The organism is Spirillospora sp. NPDC029432 (assembly GCF_040703975.1).
In the GTDB taxonomy this organism is placed as follows: domain Bacteria; phylum Actinomycetota; class Actinomycetes; order Streptosporangiales; family Streptosporangiaceae; genus Spirillospora.
Genome location: NZ_JBEZWH010000055.1, coordinates 1 through 23558, shown reverse-complemented (window position 1 = coordinate 23558; position 23558 = coordinate 1). Strand labels below are relative to the sequence as shown.

General features: G+C 74.8%; 17 protein-coding genes. 8 read left to right on the top strand and 9 right to left on the bottom strand.

Annotated elements, in window-relative coordinates; translation table 11 throughout:
• Nucleotides 1–12: 12 nt before the first annotated feature.
• Genes AB0881_RS31475 through AB0881_RS31465 form a run of 3 tightly spaced genes read right to left on the bottom strand, consistent with a single transcriptional unit; the run spans nt 13 to nt 4633 of the window.
• Nucleotides 13–405, bottom strand: coding sequence for a hypothetical protein (locus AB0881_RS31475; protein WP_366622768.1), 393 nt, complete (start codon nt 403–405; stop codon nt 13–15).
• Entirely contained in the window at nt 405–2714 is a 2310-nt protein-coding gene (locus tag AB0881_RS31470; RefSeq protein ID WP_366622766.1) for a DUF4132 domain-containing protein, read from the bottom strand. The genes AB0881_RS31475 and AB0881_RS31470 overlap by 1 nt, the downstream gene beginning before the upstream one ends.
• The gene (locus AB0881_RS31465; protein ID WP_366622765.1) at nt 2711–4633 is read right to left on the bottom strand and encodes a DUF4132 domain-containing protein; all 1923 of its coding nucleotides are present in this window, start codon (nt 4631–4633) and stop codon (nt 2711–2713) included. The genes AB0881_RS31470 and AB0881_RS31465 overlap by 4 nt, the downstream gene beginning before the upstream one ends.
• Nucleotides 4634–4790: 157 nt before the next feature.
• Between AB0881_RS31465 and AB0881_RS31460 the strand changes: the two genes are divergently transcribed.
• From AB0881_RS31460 to AB0881_RS31440, 5 genes are all read left to right on the top strand, one after another.
• On the top strand, nt 4791–6275 hold the full coding sequence (locus tag AB0881_RS31460; protein ID WP_366622763.1) for an NAD(P)/FAD-dependent oxidoreductase: 1485 nt from the start codon (nt 4791–4793) through the stop codon (nt 6273–6275).
• Nucleotides 6276–6297: 22 nt separating this feature from the next.
• Nucleotides 6298–7074: an SDR family oxidoreductase gene (locus AB0881_RS31455; RefSeq protein WP_366622761.1), complete on the top strand. Its 777-nt coding sequence runs from the start codon at nt 6298–6300 to the stop codon at nt 7072–7074.
• Nucleotides 7075–7265: 191 nt separating this feature from the next.
• Entirely contained in the window at nt 7266–8222 is a 957-nt protein-coding gene (locus tag AB0881_RS31450; RefSeq protein WP_366622758.1) for a DMT family transporter, read from the top strand.
• A 38-nt stretch (nt 8223–8260) separates the two neighbouring features.
• Nucleotides 8261–9187: an NAD-dependent epimerase/dehydratase family protein gene (locus AB0881_RS31445; RefSeq protein WP_366622756.1), complete on the top strand. Its 927-nt coding sequence runs from the start codon at nt 8261–8263 to the stop codon at nt 9185–9187.
• 9 nt (nt 9188–9196) lie between these two features.
• Nucleotides 9197–9517, top strand: coding sequence for a co-chaperone GroES (locus AB0881_RS31440; protein ID WP_366622754.1), 321 nt, complete (start codon nt 9197–9199; stop codon nt 9515–9517).
• A 115-nt stretch (nt 9518–9632) separates the two neighbouring features.
• On the opposite strand, the gene ligA is transcribed toward AB0881_RS31440, so the two are convergent.
• From ligA to AB0881_RS31420, 4 genes are all read right to left on the bottom strand, one after another.
• The gene (ligA, locus tag AB0881_RS31435) at nt 9633–11624 is read right to left on the bottom strand and encodes an NAD-dependent DNA ligase LigA (protein WP_366622752.1); all 1992 of its coding nucleotides are present in this window, start codon (nt 11622–11624) and stop codon (nt 9633–9635) included.
• A 46-nt stretch (nt 11625–11670) separates the two neighbouring features.
• The gene (locus AB0881_RS31430; protein ID WP_366622750.1) at nt 11671–13302 is read right to left on the bottom strand and encodes an amidohydrolase; all 1632 of its coding nucleotides are present in this window, start codon (nt 13300–13302) and stop codon (nt 11671–11673) included.
• Nucleotides 13303–13438: 136 nt separating this feature from the next.
• Nucleotides 13439–14830 (bottom strand): alpha/beta hydrolase domain-containing protein, encoded by a 1392-nt coding sequence (locus AB0881_RS31425; RefSeq protein ID WP_366622748.1) that lies wholly within the window; start codon nt 14828–14830, stop codon nt 13439–13441.
• An 86-nt stretch (nt 14831–14916) separates the two neighbouring features.
• Nucleotides 14917–16572 carry a penicillin-binding transpeptidase domain-containing protein gene (locus tag AB0881_RS31420; RefSeq protein ID WP_366622746.1) on the bottom strand — a complete coding sequence of 552 codons (1656 nt, stop codon included), beginning with the start codon at nt 16570–16572 and terminating at the stop codon, nt 14917–14919.
• 326 nt (nt 16573–16898) lie between these two features.
• Here AB0881_RS31420 and nhaA point away from each other — a divergent pair, with 326 nt between their 5' ends.
• Entirely contained in the window at nt 16899–18182 is a 1284-nt protein-coding gene (nhaA, locus tag AB0881_RS31415) for a Na+/H+ antiporter NhaA (protein WP_366622744.1), read from the top strand.
• Here nhaA and AB0881_RS31410 read toward each other — a convergent pair.
• A complete protein-coding gene (locus AB0881_RS31410) occupies nt 18161–19159 on the bottom strand; it encodes a YafY family protein (protein WP_366622742.1) in 999 nt (332 codons plus the stop codon). The genes nhaA and AB0881_RS31410 overlap by 22 nt on opposite strands.
• Nucleotides 19160–19222: 63 nt before the next feature.
• Between AB0881_RS31410 and AB0881_RS31405 the strand changes: the two genes are divergently transcribed.
• Both AB0881_RS31405 and AB0881_RS31400 read left to right on the top strand, forming a co-directional pair.
• Nucleotides 19223–20449, top strand: coding sequence for an epoxide hydrolase family protein (locus AB0881_RS31405; RefSeq protein WP_366622740.1), 1227 nt, complete (start codon nt 19223–19225; stop codon nt 20447–20449).
• Between the two features lie 99 nt (nt 20450–20548).
• Nucleotides 20549–21331, top strand: coding sequence for an SAM-dependent methyltransferase (locus AB0881_RS31400; protein WP_366622738.1), 783 nt, complete (start codon nt 20549–20551; stop codon nt 21329–21331).
• Between the two features lie 37 nt (nt 21332–21368).
• On the opposite strand, the gene AB0881_RS31395 is transcribed toward AB0881_RS31400, so the two are convergent.
• Nucleotides 21369–23558 (bottom strand): SbcC/MukB-like Walker B domain-containing protein (locus AB0881_RS31395; protein WP_366622736.1); only part of this gene is annotated, 2190 nt, incomplete at its 5' end.

Here is a 23558-nt window from a genome sequence, read left to right as displayed (position 1 = left end):
CCGGCGGCCGGGTCAGCCGCCGGCGAGCGGGACGAGCTTGATGAACACCAGTTCCGGGTCGCCGGTCAGGTCGATCTCCTCGTCCAGGTCCTCCACCTGGCGGTCGCCGGCCAGCATGAAGAAGCCGTTGGACAGGAACGCCTTCTCGGCGACCGCGGCCTGCCGCTCCCAGTCCAGCCTGCGCGCCTCGCGCAGCCGGTAGCCGTTCAGCTCGACCTCGGCGTCGTCCGGCCGGACCAGGCCGTTGAAGCGGTCGGCGGGCCGCGCGTTGAAGCGGGCGACCTCCTCGCGGACCCGCAGCCTGATCAGCTCGCGGGCGGTCATCACGGCGGGCAGGTCCGCCACCTGGAACGCGGCCAGCTCGGTGCCGGTCGCGGTCTCGTCGCGGAAGGTCACGGCGGGCATCAGGCACCTCGCTTGATCTGGCCCATGGTGGACGGGTCCTCGATCGCGGTGTCGGCGGCCAGCAGGAACGCCTTGCTGAGGATCAGCGCGAGCCGGTCCTCCTCGAACGGCAGGAAGACCTTGCCGGGGCCGCCGGACGCGGAGCGGACGATGCACAGGTAGGCGCCGTCCGGCTCCATCAGGATGTTGGCGCTGCCCAAGTGGATCTTGTACGTGCGCAGGTCGCCCCGCACCACCAGGTAGCGGCCCTCGATCGAGCAGCGGTCGGCGATCTTCGTACGCGGCAGGATCCGGGCCAGCGCGTCCCGCCGCACCTCGGCGGACGCGGTCAGGTCGCCGAAGCTCGCGCGGTGCCAGTAGTCCGCGTACCGGTCCTCGCCCCGGTCGGCCCACTCCGGGTCGGCGGCCACGGACGTCACCCCGACGAACAGGTCCACGTCCCGCATGACCTCGCTGAACACCACGGCGGGCGCCTCGGACAGCGGCACCCCGCGCCAGCCGTCGCCCGCGCGCCGCGACAGCCGCACCTGGTCGGTGGTGCACAGCTCGAAGTCGTACAGCGGCTCCACGTACTCGTGGTGGAACGCGGCCCGCCACTCCCCCGAGGCGAGCACGCGGTGCGCGACGGCGTCCTGCCCGCCGTCCCAGGGGCCGAGCATGCCGCTCGCCCAGCCCCGCGCCCTGAGCAGCGCGAACAGCTGCTTGTAACGCAGGATGTGGGCGGCGTACCGGTTGGAGTAGACGCCGGTCTCCACCTCCGCCGGGGTCAGCAGGTAGATCTCCCGGAACGCCTGCTTGAACGGCTGCCGCACCCGCCGCTCGGTGATCAGGTCGCGCCAGGCGCGGACCTCGTCCACGGTGGCGCGGATCGGATGCCAGAGCCGGACGGCCACCGCCTCGTCCTCGCACACCGGCTCCTCCTCGGCCGGGAGCCAGGCGCGCCATTCGCCGGGGGCGGTCTCGGCCTCCCAGATCAGGCGCCGGGCGACCGCCGCGGCGACCGGGTGGGCGCCCAGCCGGTCGCGCCACTCGCCGTACGGCATCGCGACCTCGCCCGGCAGCCCGCCCTCCAGGACGCGGGCCAGCGTGGTGAGGTGCACGCCGGTGCGCTTGACCAGCTCGCGCAGCTCCTTGACCGCGGGGCCGTGGTCGCGCCGCACGGCGGCCGGCACGGACTTCAGCGGCCTGCCGCCGGGCCCGCGCCAGGCAAGCTCGGCGCCGGCCGCGCCGACGGTGATCACCGCCTCGTACTCGCCCAGCCGCGTCGTGCGCGTGCCGTCGGGGGCGAAGCCCAGGTCCGGCAGCCGCAGCGCGACGTCGGCGCGCTCGGCGAGCGCCGCGTCGATCTTCTTCCACTTCCGGTCGAGCTGCTTGCGGACGCCCGCGTGCCGGACGATCCCGCGGGCCTCGCGCAGCGCGGTGACCAGCTCGGGGGTGGGCACCTCCTCGGCGGCGCGGGCCAGCTCGAACAGCAGCGCCTGGGACGGCAGGTTCTTCACAGCGGCGGACGGCGCGACCGCGACCCCGCGCAGCAGCCGGACGAGCAGGTCCGGCAGCCAGGGCTCGTCGCGTTCCAGCGCCAGCCGCGCCGCGCGCCCGAGGATCGCCACCTCCCGGGAGGTGAACGCCTTGTCGGCCTTGAACGGGATCTCCCCGGCCTGGATCGCCGCGACCCGGGCCTCGGCCGCCTCCAGCGCGCGCCGCGAGAACGCCAGGTAGCCGCGCCCCAACAGCCGCTTCCACGCGTCCTGGAGCGGAGGGAACCAGTCGCCGTAGTTCCACACCTTCTCGCCCACTTCCGCCAGCAAGGCGAAGCCCTCCACATTGCCCGCGTTCCCCGCGTTCCCCGCGTTCCCCGCGTTCCCCGTGCCCCACTCCTCCAGCCAGGCCAGCTCGTCCGCCCGGATGGGGCCGTCGCCGGACGTGAGCCGTTCGACGACCTCGCGGTAGGCGTCCGGGCCGGCGAGGGCGGCGGTGCCGAGCAGCGCGTACGGGGCGGACGTGGGGTCGCGCCGGTCCAGGACGTACCGGACGAGCCGGCGGGCCCGCCCGGGAGTCCCGTCCGGCCACGGGCCGTCGCAGCGCAGCAGCGCGCTCAGCCCGAAGCGGAGGTCGGGGTCGCGATCGTCCTCCTCGGCGTGCGACACGAGGATCTCGTACAGGCGCTCGCACGTGCGCGGCCCGACCGTGAACGGGCGCGCGGCGAGATCGTTCGTGAGCGCCGTCCGCTGGTACAGGCCGCCGGTGTACGCCTCGGCGAGCCGTGCCGCGAGCTCCTCGTCGCCGAGGCCGTCGGCGGTGCCGCTCACCGGTCCCCCTTGATCTGCCTGATGATCGTCTCGTCGGTGATGGTGCTGTCGGCGGCCAGCAGCAGCGCCTTGCTGAGGATCAGCGACAGGCGCTCGTCCTCGAACGGCAGGAACACCTTGCCCGGGGTGCGGCGGGCGGACGGGACGACGCACAGGTACGCGTCGTCCGGTTCCATCAGGATGTTGGCGCTGCCCAAGTGGATCTTGTACGTGCGCAGGTCGCCCCGAACCACCAGGTAGCGGCCCTCGATCGAGCACCGTCCGGCGATCTTCGTGCGCGGCAGGATCCGGGCCAGCGCGTCCCGCCGCACCTCGGCGTTCGCCGTGAGGTCGCCGAGACTCGCCTGCCGCCAGTAGTCCGCATAGCGGTCCTCGCCCCGGTCGGCCCACTCCGGATCGGCGGCGATCGACGTGACGCCGACGAACAGGTCCACGTCCCGCATCGCCTCGCTGAACACGACCTGCGGCACCTCCGCGACCGGGGTCTCGCTCCAGCGGTTCCCGTCGCGCCGCTCGAACCGCACCTGGTCGGTGGTGGCGTACGCGGGCCGGTACCGTGCCTCCTCGTCGGCGTTCTCATGGAAGAACACCGCCTGCCAGGCGCCCTCGGCGAAGGTGCCCTTGGCGCGGCCCTCGAAGCCGTCGCTGTGGCCGCCGAGGAAGTTGGACCGCCAGCCGCGCGCCTTGAACAGCGCGTACAGCTGCGGGTAGCGCACGACGTGGGCGGCGAACCGGTTGGAGTACGCCGCGGTCGCCTCCTCCGCCGGGGTGAGCAGGTAGATCTCGCGGAACGCCTGCTTGAACGGCTGGCGCATCTCGTTGTCGGTCACGAACGCCCGCCAGGCCCGCACCTGCGGCGCCGTCGCCCGCAGCGGATGCCACAGCCGGACCCGCGCGCCGCCGGCCGGGACCGACAGGGCGTCGCCGCCGACCGTCACCAGGACGCCGTCGCCCGGGGTGGCCGCCCGCCACACCCCGTCGGCGCCCTCGAACTCCCAGATCAGGTTGCGCGTGATCGCGCCGGTGACCGGATGGTCGCGGTAGTAGCGGCACCACTCCGCGTACGGCCAGGAGCGGTCGGCCGACATCAGCCCCTCGACGCGGGCGCGCTCGGCGGCCAGCGTGCCGCGCACCGCCTTGGCCAGCGCCTTCAGCTCCCCGACCGCCGCCGCGTGGCCGGCCTTGAGGGCGGCGGGCACGGTGCGCAGCGCGCGGCCCTCGGCGCCGACGTAGACCAGCCGCACGGTCGCCGGGTCCGCGATCTCCAGCACCGCCTGGTGCTCGCCGAACTCGCGCGCCAGCGACCCGGACGCCCCCAGCCCGTGGTCGGGTACGGCGCGTTCGAGCAGCTGGCCGGGCGTGATGCCCTGCCGCCCGGCCGCGGCCTCGATCGCGTTCTGCACCTGCTTGCGCGCACCCGGGTAGCGCAGTTCCTTCTCCAGGCCGCGCAGCGCGTCCAGGGCGGCGGGGCCGGGGAAGGCGCCGAGCGCGTTGATGCCCGCGTTGGCCAGCGCGGCGTCCCAGATCCTCTCGCCGGAGGCGTACCCGAGGCGCCGGACGACCGCCACCAGATCGCCGAGCGTGTCCTCGCCGCCGGCCAGGGCGGCCGCCCACAGGTGCCCGCGGCCCGCCGCGTGGTCGTCCCCCAGGAGGACGTCGCCGTCGTGGGCGTGGCCGCGCTCCGAAGGGGCGACCGGCGCGGCCGCCCAGTGGCCCACCTTCCGCCGAACGTGGTCGCGCGTCCCCGGGATCTGCAGCAGCTCCAGCGTGCGGTCGCGCCATCTGCGGCCGGGCCGCGGGGCCTGGAGCCGGATCAGGTGCGCGTCGAGGGCCTTCGCGTCGGCCGGGGGCAGCGTGTCGGCCAGGGGAGGCGCCTCGTCCAAGGCGGCGCCGTCCTGGGGGGCGTTGTCGTTCGGCATGCGTGGATCTTGGCACGCAGGTCGGACAGAACCCGCCCGTTTCCCCTTACTCCACGGCGTTTCCGAAGTTGCCTCCTGTTCAACTGACCCAGGGGTCACCTACGCTCGACGGAGCAAAACAGAACGAAGTTCGGATCCGAGACGGCAGGACGGCAGCATGGGCTCTCCGCACGACGTCGTGATCATCGGAAGCGGGTTCGGCGGGATCGGCATGGCGATCCGGCTCCGGCAGAACGGGTACCGGGACGTGGTCGTCCTGGAGAAGGCCGGCGGGCTGGGCGGCACCTGGCGCGACAACACCTACCCGGGCGCGGCCTGCGACGTGCCCTCGCACCTCTACTCCTTCTCCTTCGACCGCAAGACCGACTGGACCCGCCGCTTCCCGCCGCAGAACGAGATCCTCGACTACCTGCGCGACACCGCCCGCGAGCACGGCGTGCTGCCATGGATCCGGTTCGGCACGGAGGTGACCGAGGCCCGCTTCGACGAGGACGCGGGACTCTGGCGGATCTCCACCACCCGGGGCGAGCTGGCCGCGCGGGTGGTGGTCTCGGCGTGCGGGCAGCTCAACCGGCCGGTGCCGCCGCCGATCCCCGGGCGCGGATCGTTCCAGGGCACCGCGTTCCACTCCGCCCGCTGGGACCACGGCGCCGACCTCGCCGGAAAGCGCGTCGCGGTGATCGGCACGGGCGCCAGCGCGATCCAGATCATCCCGGAGATCGCGCGGGAGGCGGGCCGGCTGACCGTGTTCCAGCGGTCCGCGCCGTACGTGATCGACAAGCCCGACCGGGCGTACAGGGGCTGGGAGAAGGCGCTGCTCAGGAGCGTCCCGGGCACCTGGGAGCTGAGCCGCGCCCGGATCTACTCGCTGTACGAGTCGCGGGCGCTCGGCTTCATCAAGTACCCGCGCCTCATGGAGATGCTGAGCCGCCGCTTCCGGCAGCAACTGGAGGAGCAGGTCCCCGACCCCGAGATGCGCCGCAAGCTGACGCCCGACTACCCGATGGGCTGCAAGCGCATCCTGATCTCCAGCGACTACTACCCCGCGCTCGCCGAGCCGCACGTGGAGCTGGTCACCGACCCGATCGAGGAGATCGTCCCGGCCGGCGTGCGGACCCGGGACGGGCGGGAGTTCCAGGCGGACGTGCTCGTGTACGCCACCGGCTTCGCGACCTCGGGCTTCCTGGCCCCGATGAAGGTCACCGGACGCGGCGGCCGGGACCTGGACGAGGCGTGGCGCGGCGGCGCCGAGGCCCATCTCGGCATCACCGTCAGCGGCTTCCCGAACCTGTTCCTGTTGTACGGGCCGTACACCAACCTCGGCCACAACTCGATCATCTACATGCTGGAGTCGCAGTTCCGGTACGTGCTGGGCTGCCTGCGCGCGATGCTGGAGGCCGGGCTCGACTGGATCGACGTGCGGCCCGACGTCCAGGACGCGTTCGGCCGCGAGATGCAGGAGCGGCTGCGCGGCACCGTCTGGGCGTCCGGCTGCGACAGCTGGTACATGAACGCCGACGGCAAGGTGGTCAACAACTGGCCCGGGTTCACCTTCGCCTACCGCCGCGCCACCCGCCGCCCCGACCCGCGGCACTTCGTCGCGCGGCGCGCCGCGGCCGCTTCCGGCACTACCACCTGGTAGCGCGCCGACCTAGGCTCGTCCCATGCCGACCGCTCTCATCACCGGGGCCACGGCGGGCATCGGCGCCGCCTTCGCCCGCCGCCTGGCCTCCGACGGATTCGACCTCGTGCTCGTCGCCCGCGACGCCGCGCGGCTCGAGGACACCGCCCGCGACCTGCGCGGCGCGTACGGGATCAGCGCCGAGACCCTGCCCGCGGACCTCTCCGCGGAGGAGGGGCTCGCCGCGGTCGAGGAACGCTGCCGCAAGGGCCCCGCCGACGTGGACCTGCTCGTCAACAACGCCGGGTTCGGCAACAAGGGCACGTTCCTCGACGTCCCGGTCGCCGACGAGGTGACCATGCTGAAGGTGCACTGCGAGGCCGTGCTGCGGCTGACCCACGCGGTGCTGCCGGGGATGCTCGAACGCGGCCGGGGCGGGATCGTCAACGTGTCGTCGGTGTCGGCGTTCGCGACGCGCGGCACGTACGGCGCCTCCAAGGCGTGGGTGGTGTCGTTCAGCCAGGGCGTGGCGCAGGACATCGCCGGCCGGGCGGGCGGCCGGGTGCGCGTGATGGCGCTGTGCCCGGGGTTCGTGCGGACCGAGTTCCACGAGCGGGCCGGGATGGACGTCTCCGGGATCCCCGAGTTCATGTGGCTGGACCGCGACAAGGTCGTGGACGCCGCGCTGCGCGACCTGCGCCGAGGCGTGGGGATCAGCGTGCCGGGCGCCCAGTACAAGGCGATCGTCGGGCTCAGCCGGCTGGTGCCGCGCGACCTGGTCGGCAGGCTCTCCTCGCGGGCCGGCCGCAGCTACGACTGACGCGCTCCCGGCGCGCGGCCGTCCCGCGGACACGTTCCGCGAACGCGCAGAAACCCTCGGTTACGGTCGCGCCAATCCGACGTTACGGTCTTGTCACGCGCCGTGGAACGCGGCAGGGTGTCTGATCACCGGCGTGGGGGCGCGCCGGCGCATCGGACCCTGCCTCCCGCTGCTGAAAGGTCCCTCACCCGATGGGTCACGACCTCGGATACGCCGCCCTGGCGCTGCTGTCGACGAGCGCCTACTACGTCGCCTTCCTGGTGTTCCGGCTGGCCGCCGCCCGGATGCCGCCGCTGCGCGGCAGCCGCCCGTTCCACGTCGCCTGGCACATGATCACCGATCCGGTGTGGTTCTCCGGCGGCCTCATCCTGTTCCTCGGGCTCGCGTACCAGGTCGTCGCGTTCACGGCGATGCCGCTGGCGGTCGCCCAGCCGATCTTCGCGCTGAGCCTGGTCCTGCTCGTGGTGTACGCCGTGTGGTTCCTGGGCGAGCGGCTCAACGCCCGCGAGTGGTTCAGCGTCGCGCTCTTCGTCCTGGCCACGATCCTGATCGGGCTGTCCGCCGGCTCCGAGGGCCCACTCACCGCCGAGACCTCCCTGCTGGACACGCTCAAGGCCCCCTGGCTGATGCTCGCCGTCATGGCGCCCGCCCTCATCGTCGCCGCGCTGGTGTGGCTGGTCGGCGACCGCCGGGCCGGCGGCCGGCACGCCCGCAAGCTCGCCGGCGTCGCGTACGGGATCGGCGCCGGAGCCTGCGCCGGCCTGGGCGAGGCGGGCATCCGCGGCATCTCGCTCGTGTACGAGGACACCGGCAGCGTCGTCAGCGTCCTCGCCTCCCCGTACCCGTACCTCACCCTCGGCATGGCCGGGCTCGCCCTGCTCCAGTTGCAGATCGCCCTCCAGCGCTGCCGGGTCGCCATCGTCGCCACCGTGCTCACCGTCATCGGCCGCGCGTACCTGGTGCTCAGCAGCGTCGTGCTGTTCGGCGAGGAGTGGCCCCGCGAGTCGGGCTCGTTCGCGCTGCGCGCCGCCGGCTTCACCCTCGCGCTCATCGCGCTGGCCGTCTTCCCCCGGTACGAGCGGCCCGCGGCCGCCGAGGCCGCCGCCGTCCAGTCGGCCTCGGCCCTCCCCCGCCGCTCCACCGCCTGACGTTGCCTACGCCGCCGCGCCCCGCGATGCTGGGGCGCATGCGGATACTCGTGACCGGCGCGGCCGGCTATGTCGGTTACGCCGTCGGGCTCCGGCTGCTCGCCGCCGGCCACCGGGTGTCCGGCCTGGTCCGCCATGCCGGCCGGGACGTCCCGCCGGGCGTTCGCCCCGTCATCGGCGACCTGCTCGACCCGGCCGGCCTGCGGGCCGTCATGGACGAGCCGTACGACGCCGTCTGCCACCTGGCCGCGCTGACCCGCGTGCGCGAGTCGTTCGCCGACCCGCTGCGCTTCTTCACCGCCAACGTGCAGGGGACGGTCAACCTCCTGGAGGCGCTGCCACGGGAGACCACCCGCATCGTGTACGGCTCCACCGCCGCCGTCTACGGCACGCCGGACCGGCAGCCGATCCCCGAGACGCAGGTGCCCGACCCGAGCAGCCCGTACGGCGCGTCCAAGCTGGCCGCCGAGCAGGTGGTCCGCTTCCACGCCCGTATCGGCGCGGCCGGCGCCACCGTGCTGCGCACGTTCAACGTCGCCGGGTCGGTCGCGGGCCGTCCCGACCCCGACCGCACCCGGCTGATCCCCGCGGCCCTCGCCGTCGCCGCCGGCCATGCCCCGCATCTGGAGATCAACGGCGACGGCTCCGCCGTCCGCGAGTACCTGCACGTCGACGATCTCGCCGCCGCCCACGTCCGCGCCCTGGAGACCACCGAGCCGGGCCGCGACCGCGTCTACAACATCGGCACCGGCGCCGGCGCGTCCGTCCTCGAAGTGATCACGGCCGTCGAGGACGTGACCGGCCGGGCCGTGCCGGCCGTGCGCCGCCCGCCCCGGCCGGAGCCGCCGCTGCTGGTCTGCGACGCCCGCGCCGCCCGCCGCGACCTGGGCTGGCGCCCGGCCCGGTCCGCCCTCCGGGAGATCATCGCCGACGGCTGGGCCGCCCTGCCCTCCGCGGGCGGCTAAAATCCCAGCGTGTCCCAGCCCAAGTTCGAAGTCCAGATGCTCCACGACCGCGTCATGATCAAGGTCGAGAAGGAGGCCGGCGAGCGCCGCAGCACCGGCGGCATCGTCATCCCCGCCACGGTCGAGCAATCGAACCGGCTGGTGTGGGGCGAGGTCTGCGGCGTCGGGCATCACGCGCGCGCCGTCAAGGTCGGCGACCGCGTCCTCTTCCATCCCGACGACCAGTACGAGGTCGAGATCCAGGGCGAGAACTACCTGGTCATGCGCGAGCGCGACCTGCACGCCATCGCCAGCGAACGCCCCGAACACGGCACCGGCCTCTACCTCTGATCACCTCTCACCCTCCGTGCGCGCGGCCGCGGGCGCCCGGCCCGTCACGCGAGGGCGCCCTGCGCCAGGCCCCCCTCCGCGCTCCCGGGCCCGGCTCCGGGCCGGCCGCGCCGGTTCAGACGACGCCCGCTTCGGCGAGCCAGCGCCACAGCTCGTCCTGGGCGACGACCGTGACGCCGAGCTTCTCGGCCTTGGTGGTCTTGGCGGCGCCGACGTTGTCGCCGGTGAGCAGGTAGTCGGTGGCGGCCGAGACCGAGGAGGCGGTGGTGGCGGCGGCCTGCTCGACCAGGCGGGTGACGTCCGGACGGCTGATCTTGGCGCCCGAGCGGGGGTCGGTGAACGCGCCGGTGATCACGACCGACCTGCCCTTGAGCGGCGAGTCGCCCGCGGCCGCGGCGTCGACCGGCCGGTCCTCGTCCAGCACGTCGAGGTTCACGCCGCGCTCGCGCAGCGCCGCGATCTCCTCCTGGACCTCCGGGCGGGCAAAGAAGCCCGCGATGCTCTCGGCGACCTTCGGCCCGATGTCGCGGATCGCCACCAGTTCCTCGGCGGTGGCCGCCGCGACGTCCTCGATGCGCTCGTACCCGGCCAGGCACAGGCGCTTGGCCGTGCCCTCGGAGGCCATCGGGATCGCCAGCCCGATCAGCGCGCGCCGCAGCCCCACGTCCTTGGACGCCGCGATCGACTCGACCATGTTCCGGGCGCTGACCTCGCCCATCCGCTCGTAGTCGAGCAGCTGGTCGGCGGTCAGGTCGTAGAAGTCGCTGCGGCGCCTCAGCACGCCGTCCTCGGCGAGCTTCTCGATCCAGGTGTCGCCGACGCCCTCCATGTCGGCCGCCTGCCGCGACGCCCAGTGCATCAGGCGGCGGGTCGCCTGCGCCGGGCATTGCAGGTTCAGGCACCAGCGCTCCTCGCCGGTGCCGCGGACCTCCAGCTCCGAGCCGCACGAGGGGCAGTGCACCGGCGGGACGATCTCGACCTCGCTGCCGTCGCGCCGCTCCGGAAGGGAACGGCCGGCGAACGGGATCACGTCGCCGCGCCGCACGACCGCCACCGTGTCGCCGATCCGCAGGTCGCGCTCGCGGATCAGCCGCGGGTTGTGCAGGGTGATGTTCTCCACCGTCACGCCGCCGACGAACACCGGCGCGACCTTCGCGCGCGGCGGGACGCGGCCGATCTTGCCGACCGGCCATTCCACCGACAGCAGCGTGGTCAGCTTCTCCTCCGGCGGGTACTTGAACGCGATCGCCCCGCGCGGCTCGGCGCTGTTGAAGCCCGCCGCGTCGAACGCCGCCGGCTCGTGCAGCCGCACGACCGCGCCGTCGATGTCGTAGTCAAGCCCGTCGCGGCGGGCGCCGATCTCGTGGATGGCCTCGATCACCTCGTCGGCGCTCGCGCACACGTACTGGGCGACCGCCTCGAAACCCGCCGGGAGGTCCACCGCGGCGCCGTGGCGGTCGGCGCCGAACGCGAAGAACCGCAGCAGCCGGTTCGCCTTCGCCGCCGCCTCGGGGTCCTTGAGCACCAGCGTCCCGGCGGCGCCCGAGCGCGGGTTGGTCAGCGTGCGGTCCGGATGCGCCTCGTTGTAGGCCGCCCACACCGACCGCAGCATCACCGCCTCGCCGCGCACCTCGACCCGCCCCGGCTCCGCGATCCGGGCCGGCAGGCCCGGGATCACGTGCCGGACCTTCTCGGTCACCAGCTCACCGACCGCGCCGGTGCCGCGGGTGGCGACGTAGTCGAGCCCGCCGTCGGTGTAGACGACGGAGAGCGAGAGCCCGTCGAGCTTCTCCGACACGCGGAAGACCTGGCCGCCGAACCGCTCGCAGAACGCGCGGATCTGCTCCTCGCCGGTGGCCTTGGCCAGCGACAGCATCGGGCGCGCGTGGCGCACGGTCGGGCCGGTCAGCTCCGCCGGCGCGTTGACCTTCCCCAGCGGGCTGTCGGCCGGCTCCAGCTCCGGATGCTCGGCGACCAGCGCCGCCAGCTCGTCCTTCAACGCGTCGTAGTCGGCGTCGGGCAGGGGGCTGTCGCCGCCGCCGTAGTACAGGTCGTTCAGCCGCTTGACCTCGGCGGCCAGTTCCGCGATGCGCTTCGCAACGTCCACCCCTCGATTAAACGCCATGCCACCGACAGTCCTCACCGCCCCGGGTTCAGGCGGCGAACGTGGCGCGGCCGGAGTAGTAGGTGGCCTCGACGCGCAGGTCGTAGAGGGCCTCCGGCGGGACGGCGCGGGGGTTGCCCGAGACCACGACGAGGTCGGCGCGCTTGCCCGGCTCCAGGCTGCCGACGGCGTCGTCGAGGTGGAGCTGCCAGGCGGCGTCGATCGTCTGGGCGCGCAGGGCCTCGTCGACGGTGAGGCGCTGCTCGGGGGCCAGCACGCGGCCGGTGATCCGGGTGCGGCGGTTCACCGCGGTGGCGATGTTGCCGATCGGGTCGGCGGGCGAGCACTGGCCGTCGTTGTGGAGGGAGACGCGCAGCCCGGCGTCCAGCGCCGAGCGGGCCGACATCCAGCGGGCGCCGTGCTCGGAGCCGAAGAGGTCGTCCATGAGGACGTCGCCCCAGTAGTAGACGTGCTGGATGAAGAGGCTGGCGGTGACGCCCAGGGACGCGGCGCGCGCGAACTGGTCGGGGCGCAGCGCGCCGCAGTGCTCCATGCGGGGGCGCCATCCGGCGGGGGCGAGCGGGCGGGCGCGCTCGTACGCGTCGAGGACGGCGTCGGCGGAGACGTCGCCGTGCACGTGGCAGGCCAGCTGCCAGCCCTGGCGGGTGTACGCGGCGGCCAGCTCGGCCAGCCGCTCGGGCGGGTGGTTCATGCCGCCCTGGTGGCAGGGCCCCAGGCCGAGGCGGCGGGTGGCGTCGGTGTCCAGGTAGGGGAAGGTGGTGGCGATGTCGCCGTGCCAGGGCGTGCCGTCGGCCCACACCTTCATCCCGATCCGCGCGTACGCGGCGTCGGCGGACGGGCGGGGCGGAGCCAGGTGCGCGGGGTCGGCGGCGTTCTCCGGGGTGCCGACCTCGTAGGCCCGGACGCGGATTGGGCAGCCGGGCTCGGCGGCCAGCGCGGCGAGGGCGGGGTCGAAGGCGGGGTTGAAGCCGAGCTCGGCGACGGTGGTGAGGCCGGCGGCGGCGTGCCGGGCGTACGACCAGCGGAGGCGGTCCAGGATGGTGGAGCGGGCGGCCTCGGCGACCGGGCTGGTCATCCGCACCACGGCGGGCGTCTCGCGGACCTCGCCGGTCGGCTCGCCGTCCGGGCCGAGGACGATCTCCGAGCCGGGCGGGGCGGGGGTGTCGCGGGTGATCCCGGCGAGGGCGAGCATGGCGCTGTTGCCCCAGGCGGAGTGGCCGCTGTTGGAGAGGACCACCACCGGGTTGCGCGGCGCGATCGCGTCCAGCCGGTCCTTCGTGGGCCGTTCGAGGCCGTTCTGGAGCAGGACGTCGATGCCGTAGAACATGAGCGGCTCGCCGGGCGCGGCGGCGTCCAGCGCGGCGCGGGTCCGGTCCACGACCTCGGCGGCGGTGGGGACGGTGAACGGCCGCACGTCCACCGAGGGCGGCGCCAGGCACAGCGCGACGGAGACGGGGTGGCCGTGCGGCTCCACGAACCCCGGCAGCAGCGCGCGCCCGGCCAGGTCGGCCACCCGGGTCCAGCGGGTGCGCAGGGGCATGACGTCGGCGGTGCGGCCGACGGCGGTGATCACACCGCCGGTGACCGCGAGCGCCTCGGCCTCGGGGTCGCCGGGGGCGACGGTGACGATCGGGCCGCCGGTGAAGATCAGGTCTGTCATGGCGTCCAGGTACCACGGGCGGATGCGGGCCATCCGGTGGCGGGGAATCGGATGGCTCGATCATGCCGGACACCGTGTTTTCGGATCCGGTCCGCGCGGGGGCGGGGAGGGCGCGGCCCCGCCCCCGTACGGGATCTCAGCCGGTACCGGGGCCGGAGTGGAGGGCGTCGCGGGCGTTCTGGCGGGCGTCGGCGGGCAGGAGGAAGCCGGCGCGCAGGTTGCGGGCGTCGGCGCGGGCCACGCTCGCGACGTACCCGCCGCGCGAGGGGTAGAGCGCGTCGAGCTTCGCCTTGTCGAACGGAACGTGGGTGCCGAACAGGACGCAGAACGTCTCGCCCGAGTTGTCGCCGGTGTTGAGGGCCGTGGGCACCGCCACCTGGGAGAGGCGGATCCCGCCGCGGGCGAGGCCGTGCTCGTCGCGGGCCTTCGTGCCGTCCGCGGCGAACTCCAGCGGCGGGGCGGCCGGCGGCGCGGTGCCGCGCTCGGTCCAGCGCACGAGATGGTCGTACGCGGCGGCGATCACATGGTGGAGGGGGACGCGGCTGAACGGCGGCCGCGCGCACTCATAGGTGGGCGCGGCGCCCAGGTCGCGGGTCAGGATCGGCGCCCGGTACTGCTGGCCGTGCCACCCGGAGTGGGCCGAACCCGCCACCTCCCAGCGGCGGTACGTCCCGGTGTCGGGCTGCCGGACCGGCGAGCGGACGTCGGTCTCGGAGAGCACGTGGAACACCGGCTCGGGGCCGCGGCGGGCGGGCGCCGGGCCGACGACGAACGCGTACCCGTCGAAGACCTTCTCCGTCTTGGGGAGCACGGAGTCGTAGTAGACGGTCATCCGGCCCGCCGACTGCGAGGCGCCCGCGGCCAGGACGGTACGGGCCTTCAGGCCGCCGAGCAGGCCCTTCGGGGCCCGCAGCGCCTTGGCCGCCGCGGCGAAGATGCCGTACGACAGCTCGTCGGCGGTGAACCGGCCGCCCCCGGTGACGTCGAGATCGCCGTAGCGGGCCGGGCTCCAGCGGCGCAGCCCCTCGACGCCGACGCGCTGCGCGGAGACGCCCACCCAGGCGTACCCGGCGCGGGTGATCTGGTCGGTGCTCCAGAGGGCGTCCAGGTCGTACCCGGCGGACACGTTCTGCCACTCGGTGATCACCGTGCCGTTGAACCTCGCCTGCTTGGCGGGCCTGCGGACGATGACGCGGGTCTCGTACGGGACGTCCGAGCCGAGGAGCTCGCCGGTGGGGCCGTAGGCGTCGGCCGTGCCGGACAGGTAGAACTCCTGCTCCACGTATCCGGCGGCGGCGAGATCGGCGTTCGTCGCCAGCCACGGGTAGGTGTCCTCGGGGCGCGGCGACGACGGGTCACCGGGCGGGGCGCCGGGGACCGGGCCCTCCACGGACGGGGGCTCCACTGACGGGGGCGCCACGGACGGGGGCTCCGCCGCCCGCGCGTGGCCGGTGGCGGGCCCGTGCACCACCCCGGCGGCCAGGACGGCGGCCAGGAGGAGCCGGGCCCGCGTGGAGGAGATGAGCATCGCCGCGGTCCCTTCGCCGGATCGGTCGGGTCCCCCTCACGATCACCGGCCCCGGCCGGGCTGCCATCGGCGTAATCGCCCGCCGGTCAGAGCGAGCGCAGGAAGCGGGCCGCGACGGGGGCGGCCGCGCCGGCGCCGGTGCCGCCGTCCTCGACGATCACGGCGAAGGCCAGGTCGCCGCGGTAGCCGATGAACCAGGCGTGCGTGGGCGGGTCCTGGCCGGGCTCGGCGGTGCCGAACTCGGCCGTGCCGGTCTTCCCGGCCGTGCCGGACGGGAAGTCGACGCCGGCGGCGGTGCCCTCGCTGACGACGGCCGGCATCAGGCTCCGCAGCGCCTTGTGCACGGCCGGCTCCAGCCGCTTGGGCGCCTCCGGCCTCCGGCCGCCGGCGTCCACGGCCTGGGACGCGAGCGCGGCGTCCACCAGGCGCGGCGAGCGCCAGGTGCCGGAGGCGGCCGCGGCGGCGACGCTCGCCATGTTCAGCGGGCTGGTGAGCACCTCCCCCTGGCCGAACGACGCCGACGCCAGCGCCGTGTCGTCCCTGGTGTCGGGGAACGAGGCCCGCACCGCCGGCAGCCCGGCGATGATCGGCGCGTTGAAGCCGAACTGGCCCGCCACCTGCGCCAGCCGCTTCTGGTCGAGGCGCTGCACGGTCTGGTCGGCCATCGTGGTGTTGCACGAGTGCGCGAACGCCTCGCGGAACGGCACGGTCCCGAACGCCTCGTTCCCGGAGTTCTTGAACGTGCGCCCGCCGATGGTCGTGGTGGCGGGGCAGCCGACCGGGGTCGTCACGCCGAGGCCGCCCGCCACCAGCGCGGCGGCGGTGACGACCTTGAACGTCGAGCCGGGCGGGTAGCGGCCCATCAGCGCGCGGTTGTAGCCGCCGGGCTTGTTGGCCACCGCGAGGATCTCGCCGGTGGACGGCCGGACCGCGACCATCGAGGCGGGCTTGTCCACGTCGCCGAGCGCCTCCCCGGCCGCCTCCTGGACCTTGAGGTCGAGGGTCGTCTTCAGCGGCTGCCCCTCGGCTCCCCCGAACCGCTGGAGCGTCTTCACCGGGTTGCCCTCGGCGTCGACGATCTGCACGGCCATCGCGGGCGTGCCCGCCAGCCGCTTCTCGTACTGCTTCTGCAGCCCGTCGGTGCCCACCGGGTCGCCCTGCCGGTACGGCGCGCCGAGCTTCTTCGCGGCCTCGGCGGAGGCGGCGCCGGTCGGGCCGGCCAGCTGCGCCACCGAGCCGGACGAGGAGCCGCGCAGGTCGGTGCCGTCGGCGGCCTGGACGGCGGCGCGGTCGGGCCAGGACCGGCTGGCGCGCAGCCGCTGCCCCTCGGCGAGGGACGGGTGGAGCAGCCGCGGCGACCACGACACCTTCCACTCGCCGTCGCGCTCCACGAACGGCATCGTCCCGTCGTACGCCCAGGTGCGGTTCCCCGCCAGCGTGTACTCGGCGCGGAACGATCCGCCCGCGCGGCCGTCCTTCGGATCGCCGACCGAGCCGACCGAGAACCGCTGCCGTACGGCCCCGAGGTCGTCGCGCAGCCGGGTGACGCGCTGCTCGAAGTCGGCGGGCGCGCCCGCGGTCAGGGCGCGCATGGCGGCGGTGTCGCCGCGCTGCCAGGCCGCCAGGAATTCCTCACCGGTGTCCCGCGGGCCGTCCCCCGAGCGCAGGAACCAGACGATCCCCGCCGCGGCCAGCACGGCGAACGCCGCGACGGCCACGATGATGGCGTGCGGTCTGCGCATGCCGTCCCCCCTGTCGTGCCGAACTGCCCACAGGACACCACTGTCCCGGCCGCGCGTCCAAGACCGATATCGCGGGCGCAGCGATATCCCGGTGCATATCACCGCAGATGAAGTGGGTTTCTCGCCGTGATCGGGGAAGGGGCCGGAGTGGCCGGGGTCACCCGGCGGCGGGGACGGCGCGGGCCCCGGGGTCGGACGGCGGCCGGCACTTCACGTAAGGTGGTCCCTGGTGTGCCGGGAAGTCTGGTCGGCGATTGTTTGTCCTTTACGTCGACTTTTGGGGGGACCCGGTGGGTTCGGGACTTGGCACGCCCAATCGCAGGAGGGTGCTCTTCGGCCGGGGGTCCTGGCCGGAGGCGAGCCGGATCGCGGCGATCCTGCGGCAGGAGACCATCGGCGGCGCGCTGCTGCTGGCCGGCGCCGTCATCGCGCTGGTGTGGGCCAACTCCCCCTGGTCCGGCTCGTACGACGCGCTCCGCTCGTTCTCCATCGGGCCCGCCGCCTGGCACCTGGACCTCACCCTCGGGACCTGGGCCGCGGACGGCCTGCTGGCGATCTTCTTCTTCGTGGCCGGGCTGGAGCTCAAGCGCGAGTTCGTGGCCGGGGACCTGCGCGACCCGCGGCGGGCGGCGGTGCCGGTCGCGGCCGCGTTCGGCGGCGTCCTCGTCCCCGCGCTGCTCTACCTGCTGGTCACCGCGGGCACGGACGGCGCCGCGAAGGGCTGGGCGATCCCGTCCGCGACCGACATCGCGTTCGCGCTGGCGGTGCTGGCGGTCATCGGCCGCTTCCTGCCCGCCGCGCTCCGCACCTTCCTGCTGACGCTCGCGGTCGCCGACGACCTCATCGCCATCTCGATCATCGCGGTCTTCTACACCGAGGCCCTCAAGGTCACGGCCCTGCTCGCCGCGCTGGTCCCGCTGGCGCTGTTCACCCTGCTGGTGCAGCGCCGGGTGCGGTCCTGGTGGCTGCTGCTGCCGCTGGCGGCCGCGACCTGGGTCCTGGTCCACGAGTCGGGCGTGCACGCCACCGTGGCCGGGGTGCTGCTGGGCTTCGCGGTCCCCGTCGTCCGCAGCCAGAAGGCGGGCGGCCCCGAGGCGGGCCCCGGGCTGGCCGAGCACTTCGAGCACCGCTTCCGCCCGCTGTCGGCCGGGGTCGCGGTCCCGCTGTTCGCGCTGCTCTCGGCGGGCGTCACGTTCGGCGGCCTGGACGGCCTGGGCACGGCCCTGTCCGACCCGATCGCGCTGGGCATCATCGCCGGGCTGGTGCTCGGCAAGCCGCTGGGCATCATGGCCGCCACCTGGCTGGTCGGCCGGTTCGGCCGCGCCCGGCTGGACGGCGGGCTGGCCTGGGTGGACGTCCTGGGACTGTCGATGCTGGCCGGCATCGGGTTCACGGTCTCGCTGCTGATCGGCGAGCTGGCGTTCGGCACCGGCACCCCGGCCGAGGACCATGTCAAGATCGCCGTACTGGCCGGCTCGCTGACCGCGAGCGCGCTGGCCGCGGTGGTGCTGCGGGCGCGCGACCGGGTGTACCGCCGCATCCACGAGGAGGAGACCGCCGACCTCGACCACGACGGCATCCCCGACGTCTACCAGACCGGCGACCGCTGACCCCGGTCCGGCGGGCCGGTCCGGCCGTCCACCGCGTTCAGGCAGCGCGCCGCCTGGTCGCGCAGGGCCTGGTAGAGCTCCGGCGGGCCGCTGACGAGGGTGAAGTCGGCGTCCACCGACGTGATCATCCAGACCAGCGCCCACGGGGTGTCGGCGCCGGTGTGCATCAGGCAGCCGCGGTCGTCGACGGCCTCGACGACGCCCATGCCCGGCCACACGCGGCCGGCCACCGCCTCGGCGGGCTCGTGCAGGGCGACGGTCGCCCGGACCGGCCAGCTCCGCGACGACAGCCGGTACGTCAGGTACGTGGCGATGTCGCCGTCCGGCGGCGGCCGGGGCGTGAACCGCGGCCCGGACGGCGTGCGCGGCCGCAGCCGGTCCACCCGGAACGTCCGCCAGCCGTCCCGGGCCGGGTCCCAGGCGACGAGGTACCAGTACCGGCCGAAGCTGACCAGGCTGTGCGGCTCGACGGAACGGACGCTCTCCGCGCCGTGCAGGTCCGTGTAGTCGAACCGCAGCCGCTCGTGCCGGCGGCAGGCGTCGGCGATCGTCATCAGCGTGTCGGGGCCGACGGCGGGCCCGGACGCGCCGACCCGCACGGTCGCCGCCTGGAACGTGTTCACCCGGTGCCGCAGCCGGGACGGCAGGACCTTCTCCAGCTTGGCCAGCGCGCGCAGCGAGGTCTCCTCGATCCCGGTGACCGCGCCGCCGGCCGCCGACCGCAGCCCCACCGCGACGGCGACCGCCTCGTCGTCGTCGAGCAGCAGCGGCGGCAGCGCGGCGCCCGCGCCCAGCCGGTACCCCGCCGTCCCCTGGACGGCGTGCACCGGGTAGCCCAGCCCGCGCAGGCGCTCCACGTCCCGGCGGACGGTACGGGTCGTGACGCCCAGCCGTCCGGCGAGTTCGGCGCCGGACCGCTCGCGGTGGGTCTGCAGCAGCGACAGCAGTCTGAGCAGCCTGGCGGAGGTCTCCAGCATGGGATAGAGAATGCCAGCGGCTTAGGACCCGGATCGTCCTAAGGGCTTCCTAACGTCCCGCCCATGATCGAAACCGCACAGGGCATCCGCCCGTTCCGCATCGAGATCCCGCAGTCCCGGCTGGACGATCTGCGCGCCCGGCTGGCCGGCACCCGCTGGCCGGACGAGCTGCCCGGCGTCGGCTGGAGCCGCGGCGTCCCCGTGGGCTACCTGAAGGAGCTGGCCGAGTACTGGCGCACCCGCTACGACTGGCGGGCGCACGAGGCGGCGCTCAACGCCCACCCGCAGTTCACCACCGAGATCGACGGGCAGAACGTCCACTTCCTGCACGTGCGCTCGCCCGAACCCGGCGCCGCGCCGCTGATCCTGCTGCACGGCTGGCCCGGCGGGGTGGTGGACTTCCTCGACGTCATCGGCCCGCTGTCGGACCCCCGCGCGCACGGCGGCGACCCGGCCGACGCGTTCCACCTGGTGATCCCGTCGCTGCCGGGCTTCGGCTTCTCCACGCCGCTGGCCGGGCCCGGGATGGGCGCCGCGCGGATGGCCGGGGTCATGGCGGGGCTGATGTCCCGCCTCGGGTACGGCCGGTACGGCGTCCACGGCTACGACACCGGCGCCTGGGTCGGGCCCAAGATCGGCGAGCTGGACCCCGGGCGCGTCACCGGCGTCCACCTGAACGCGCTGATCACGTTCCCGATGGGCGCCGAGGGCGAGACCGAGGGGCTGTCCGAGGTCGAGCAGGCCCGCTGGGACCGGATGCAGGACTTCAACGACGGCTACCTCCAGTGCAACTCCAAGCGTCCGCAGACCGTCGCGTACGGCCTGCACGACTCGCCCGTGGGCCAGCTCGCCTGGATGGTGGAGAAGTTCAAGGAGCTGACGATGCCCGAGGAGGGGCTGCCGGAGGAGAGCATCGACCGCGACCGGATCCTGACCGAGGTGTCGGTGTACTGGCTGACCGGGACCGCCGGGTCCGCCGCGCAGATCTACTACGAGGAGATCTCCGCGGCCGGCTGGGGCGCGGAGTCCGGCGATGAGTCGGCCGAGGAGACCGGCGCGGGGTCCGGCGAGGGCTGGGGCGCGGGCGGGAGCGGGTGGGAGCCGCCGCGCGGGACCGTCCCGACCGGCGTGCTTGTCTCCGCGCACGACGTCACCGTCCGCCGCTGGGCCGAGCGCGACCACGCCATCGTGCACTGGAACGAGGCGGGCGAGGGCGGCCACTTCCTGGCGATGGAGCGGCCGGACCTGCTGGCCGGCGACGTCCGCGCGTTCTTCCGCGGGCTGCGCTGACCGCGGCCGGGAGCGGGGCGGGCGCACCGGGTTAAATTCCCCGGAAACGCCGTGCGCAGAGTACTGATTTCGTCGCGCTCCGATGCCAGGATGTTGCGCGTGGTCAACGACCTCCACGGCCTCGACGGCCCCGCCAGCTCCCGCATCTACGACTTCTCGATCGGCGGCAAGGACAACTACACCCCCGATCGGGACGTCGCCCTGCGAGCGTTCGAATCGCTCCCCGCCGCCCGCCTGCTCCCCCGCGAGAACCGCAAGTTCATGCGCCGGGCGCTGCGGCACCTCCTCGACGAGGGCGTCCGGCAGTTCGTCGACGTCGGCTGCGGCCTGCCCGGCAACGGCAACGTGCACCAGGTCGTGCACGGCGTCGCCCCGGACGCCCCCGTCGTCTACATCGACAACGACCCGGTCGCCGTCGTGCATTACCAGGCGCTGCTGCACTCGGTGCGCGCGGCGACCGCCGTGCGCGCCGACGCCCGCGATCCGCACGGCATCCTGAAACATCCCGAAATCCTCGACCTGATCGACTTCGACCGTCCGGTCGGGGTGCTGATGTGCGCGGTGCTCAGCCACCTGACGGACGAGGAGGACCCCGCCGCGACCGTCCGCGCGTTCCGGGACGCGATGGCGCCCGGCAGCCTGCTGGCGCTGAGCGACCTCACCGACGAGAACCTCACCCCTGAGGAGTCGCGGATCCGGGACGAGCTCGTCGAGCGGTACGGAGTGGTGATCACGCTGCGGCCGCGCGCGTTCGTCGCGAGCTGCTTCGAGGGACTGGAGCTGGCCGAGCCCGGCCTGGTGTACGCGCCGGACTGGCGGCCCGACCGGCCGCACGAGCCCGCCACCGGCTGGCTCCTGGGAGGCGTCGGCCGCAAGCCGTGAACCCGCCGCCCTCTGACCGGGACCGGGACCGGGAAGGTCAGAGGGCGATCGCGGCGGTCGATCCGGTGCGGCGCTTGGTGATGCGCAGCTGCGCCGGGATCCGGGTGCGCAGCTCGGCGACATGGCTGACGATGCCGACCGCGCGGCCCCCGTCGCGCAGCCCGTCCAGGACGTCCATGACCTCGTCGAGGGTCTCCTCGTCCAGGGTGCCGAAGCCCTCGTCGACGAACAGCGTGCCGATCTCGGTGCCGCCGGCCTCGGCGGTGACCACGTCGGCCAGGCCCAGCGCCAGCGCGAGCGAGGTGATGAACGACTCGCCGCCCGACAGCGTGACCGGCTCGCGGCGCACGCCCGTCCAGCCGTCCACGACGCGCAGGCCGAGCCCGCCGCCGCTCTTGGACCGGTCGCCGGCGGCCTTGTCGGTGGTGTGCTCCAGCTCGTAGCGGCCCGCCGACATGCGGTCGAGCCGCTCGTTGGCCGCCGCGACGACCTGCTCCAGCCGGGCCGCCAGCACGTACGCCGACAGCGACATGCCGCGCGCGTTGTCCGTGGACTTGCCGGAGGTCAGGCCCGCGAGCCGCGCGGCGACCCGGTGCCGTTCGGCGGCCGGGCGCCAGTCGCGGACCGCGGCGCCCAGGGCGCTGCGCAGCTCGGCCAGCCGCTCGCAGCGGCGGCGCGCGGCCGCGGCGGCGGAGGCGGCCTCGGCGTGCGCCGCCTCGGCGTCCTCGACGGCGGCGGCCAGCGCGGCCAGGTCGGGCTCCGGCGCGGCCGCCGCGGCGGCCAGCTCCCGGTCCCCGAGCTCGGCGCGGACCGTCGCCTCCTGGTCGTCGAACCAGCGCACCCGGTCGCGCAGCCGCCCCTGCTCCTCGTCGGCCAGCACGGCGGCGGTGACCTCGTCGGGGGTGCGGAAGCCCTCGTTGGTGGCGGCCGCTCTGGCCTCGGCGCGGGCCGCGGCCAGCTCCTCGGCGGCGCGGTCGGCGTCCTGCATGGCCCGGACGGCCTCGCCGAGCGCGTCCGCCTCGGCGGCCAGCCGCCGGACCCGGGCCTCCAGCGACGGGTCGTCGCCGCGCGCCTCGTCCAGCTCGGCCCGCATCCGCTCCTGCTGCCCGGCGAGCTCCTCGTCGCGCGCGCGGGCGGCGGTGAGCCGCCGCACGATCTCGGCGTGCCCGTCGCGGGCCTGGTCCAGCTCGCGCTCGGCCTGGTGCAGCAGCGCCTCCACGCGGTCGGCCTCGGCCGCCGCGGCCTCGGCGGCGGCCAGCGCCTCCCCGGCCGCGTCGAGGTCGGCGGCCAGGTCGGCGGCCGGCGTCTCGCCGACGCTCTCCAGCGCCGCGTCGCGCTGGGCGCGCAGCGACTCGACCCGCGCGGACGCGTCGTCGCGCCGGACCTGCGCCTGCTCGTAGGCCGCCTGGGCGCGCTCCTCGTCCTCCTCGCCGGGGACGAGACCGAGCGCGGTGGCGGGCGCGGGATGGTCCGCCGACCCGCACACCCGGCACGGCTCCCCCGGCGCCAGGTCGGCCGCGAGCGTCGCGGCCATGCCCTCCAGCCGCGCCTGCCGCAGCTCCTGCAGCCGGTCGCGGGCCTCCTGCGCCGCGTCGACCGCCTGCCGCCGCCCGTCCTCGGCCTCGGCCAGCCCGGCGGCCAGCCGGTCGCGGCGCTCCGCGTCGCCGAGGCGGCGCCGGGCGTCCTCGACGGCGGCCTCGGCACCCGGCCGGCCCGCCGCCGCGATGCGCGCGTCCTCGACGGCCGCCCGCCGCTCCTCCACCACGCCGGGCAGCTCGTCCAGCGCCGCGGCGAGCGCGGCCTCCCGCGGCTCCAGCCGGTCGCGCTCCGCGGCCAGCTCGCGCCGCTCGCCGGTGATCTGCTCGAGCCGCCGGGCCGTGTCGCGCCTGGCGTCCAGCGCGGCGATGTCGTCGCGCCGCGAGCGCTCGGCCTTGGCCAGGACGTCCTCGGCCGCGCCGGGCCCGGCGAGGACCGCGACCCGGGACCGGGCGAGGCCCGCGCGGTCCCGCGCGGCCTTCGCGCGGTGCGTGCGGTCGGTCAGGTTGCGGATCAGCGGGACGACGCGGTCGGCGCGGGCCGCCGCGTCCAGCCGCGACGTCAGCTCGGCGCGCTCGCCCGCGCGCTCCTGGAGCCGGCGGCCGGTTCGAGCGTCCCGTCCGGGCGAATAAGCTCGGATCCGTGAATCGTGCGCCCCGCTGGCTGCTTCCCACCGTGCTGACCGCTCTGG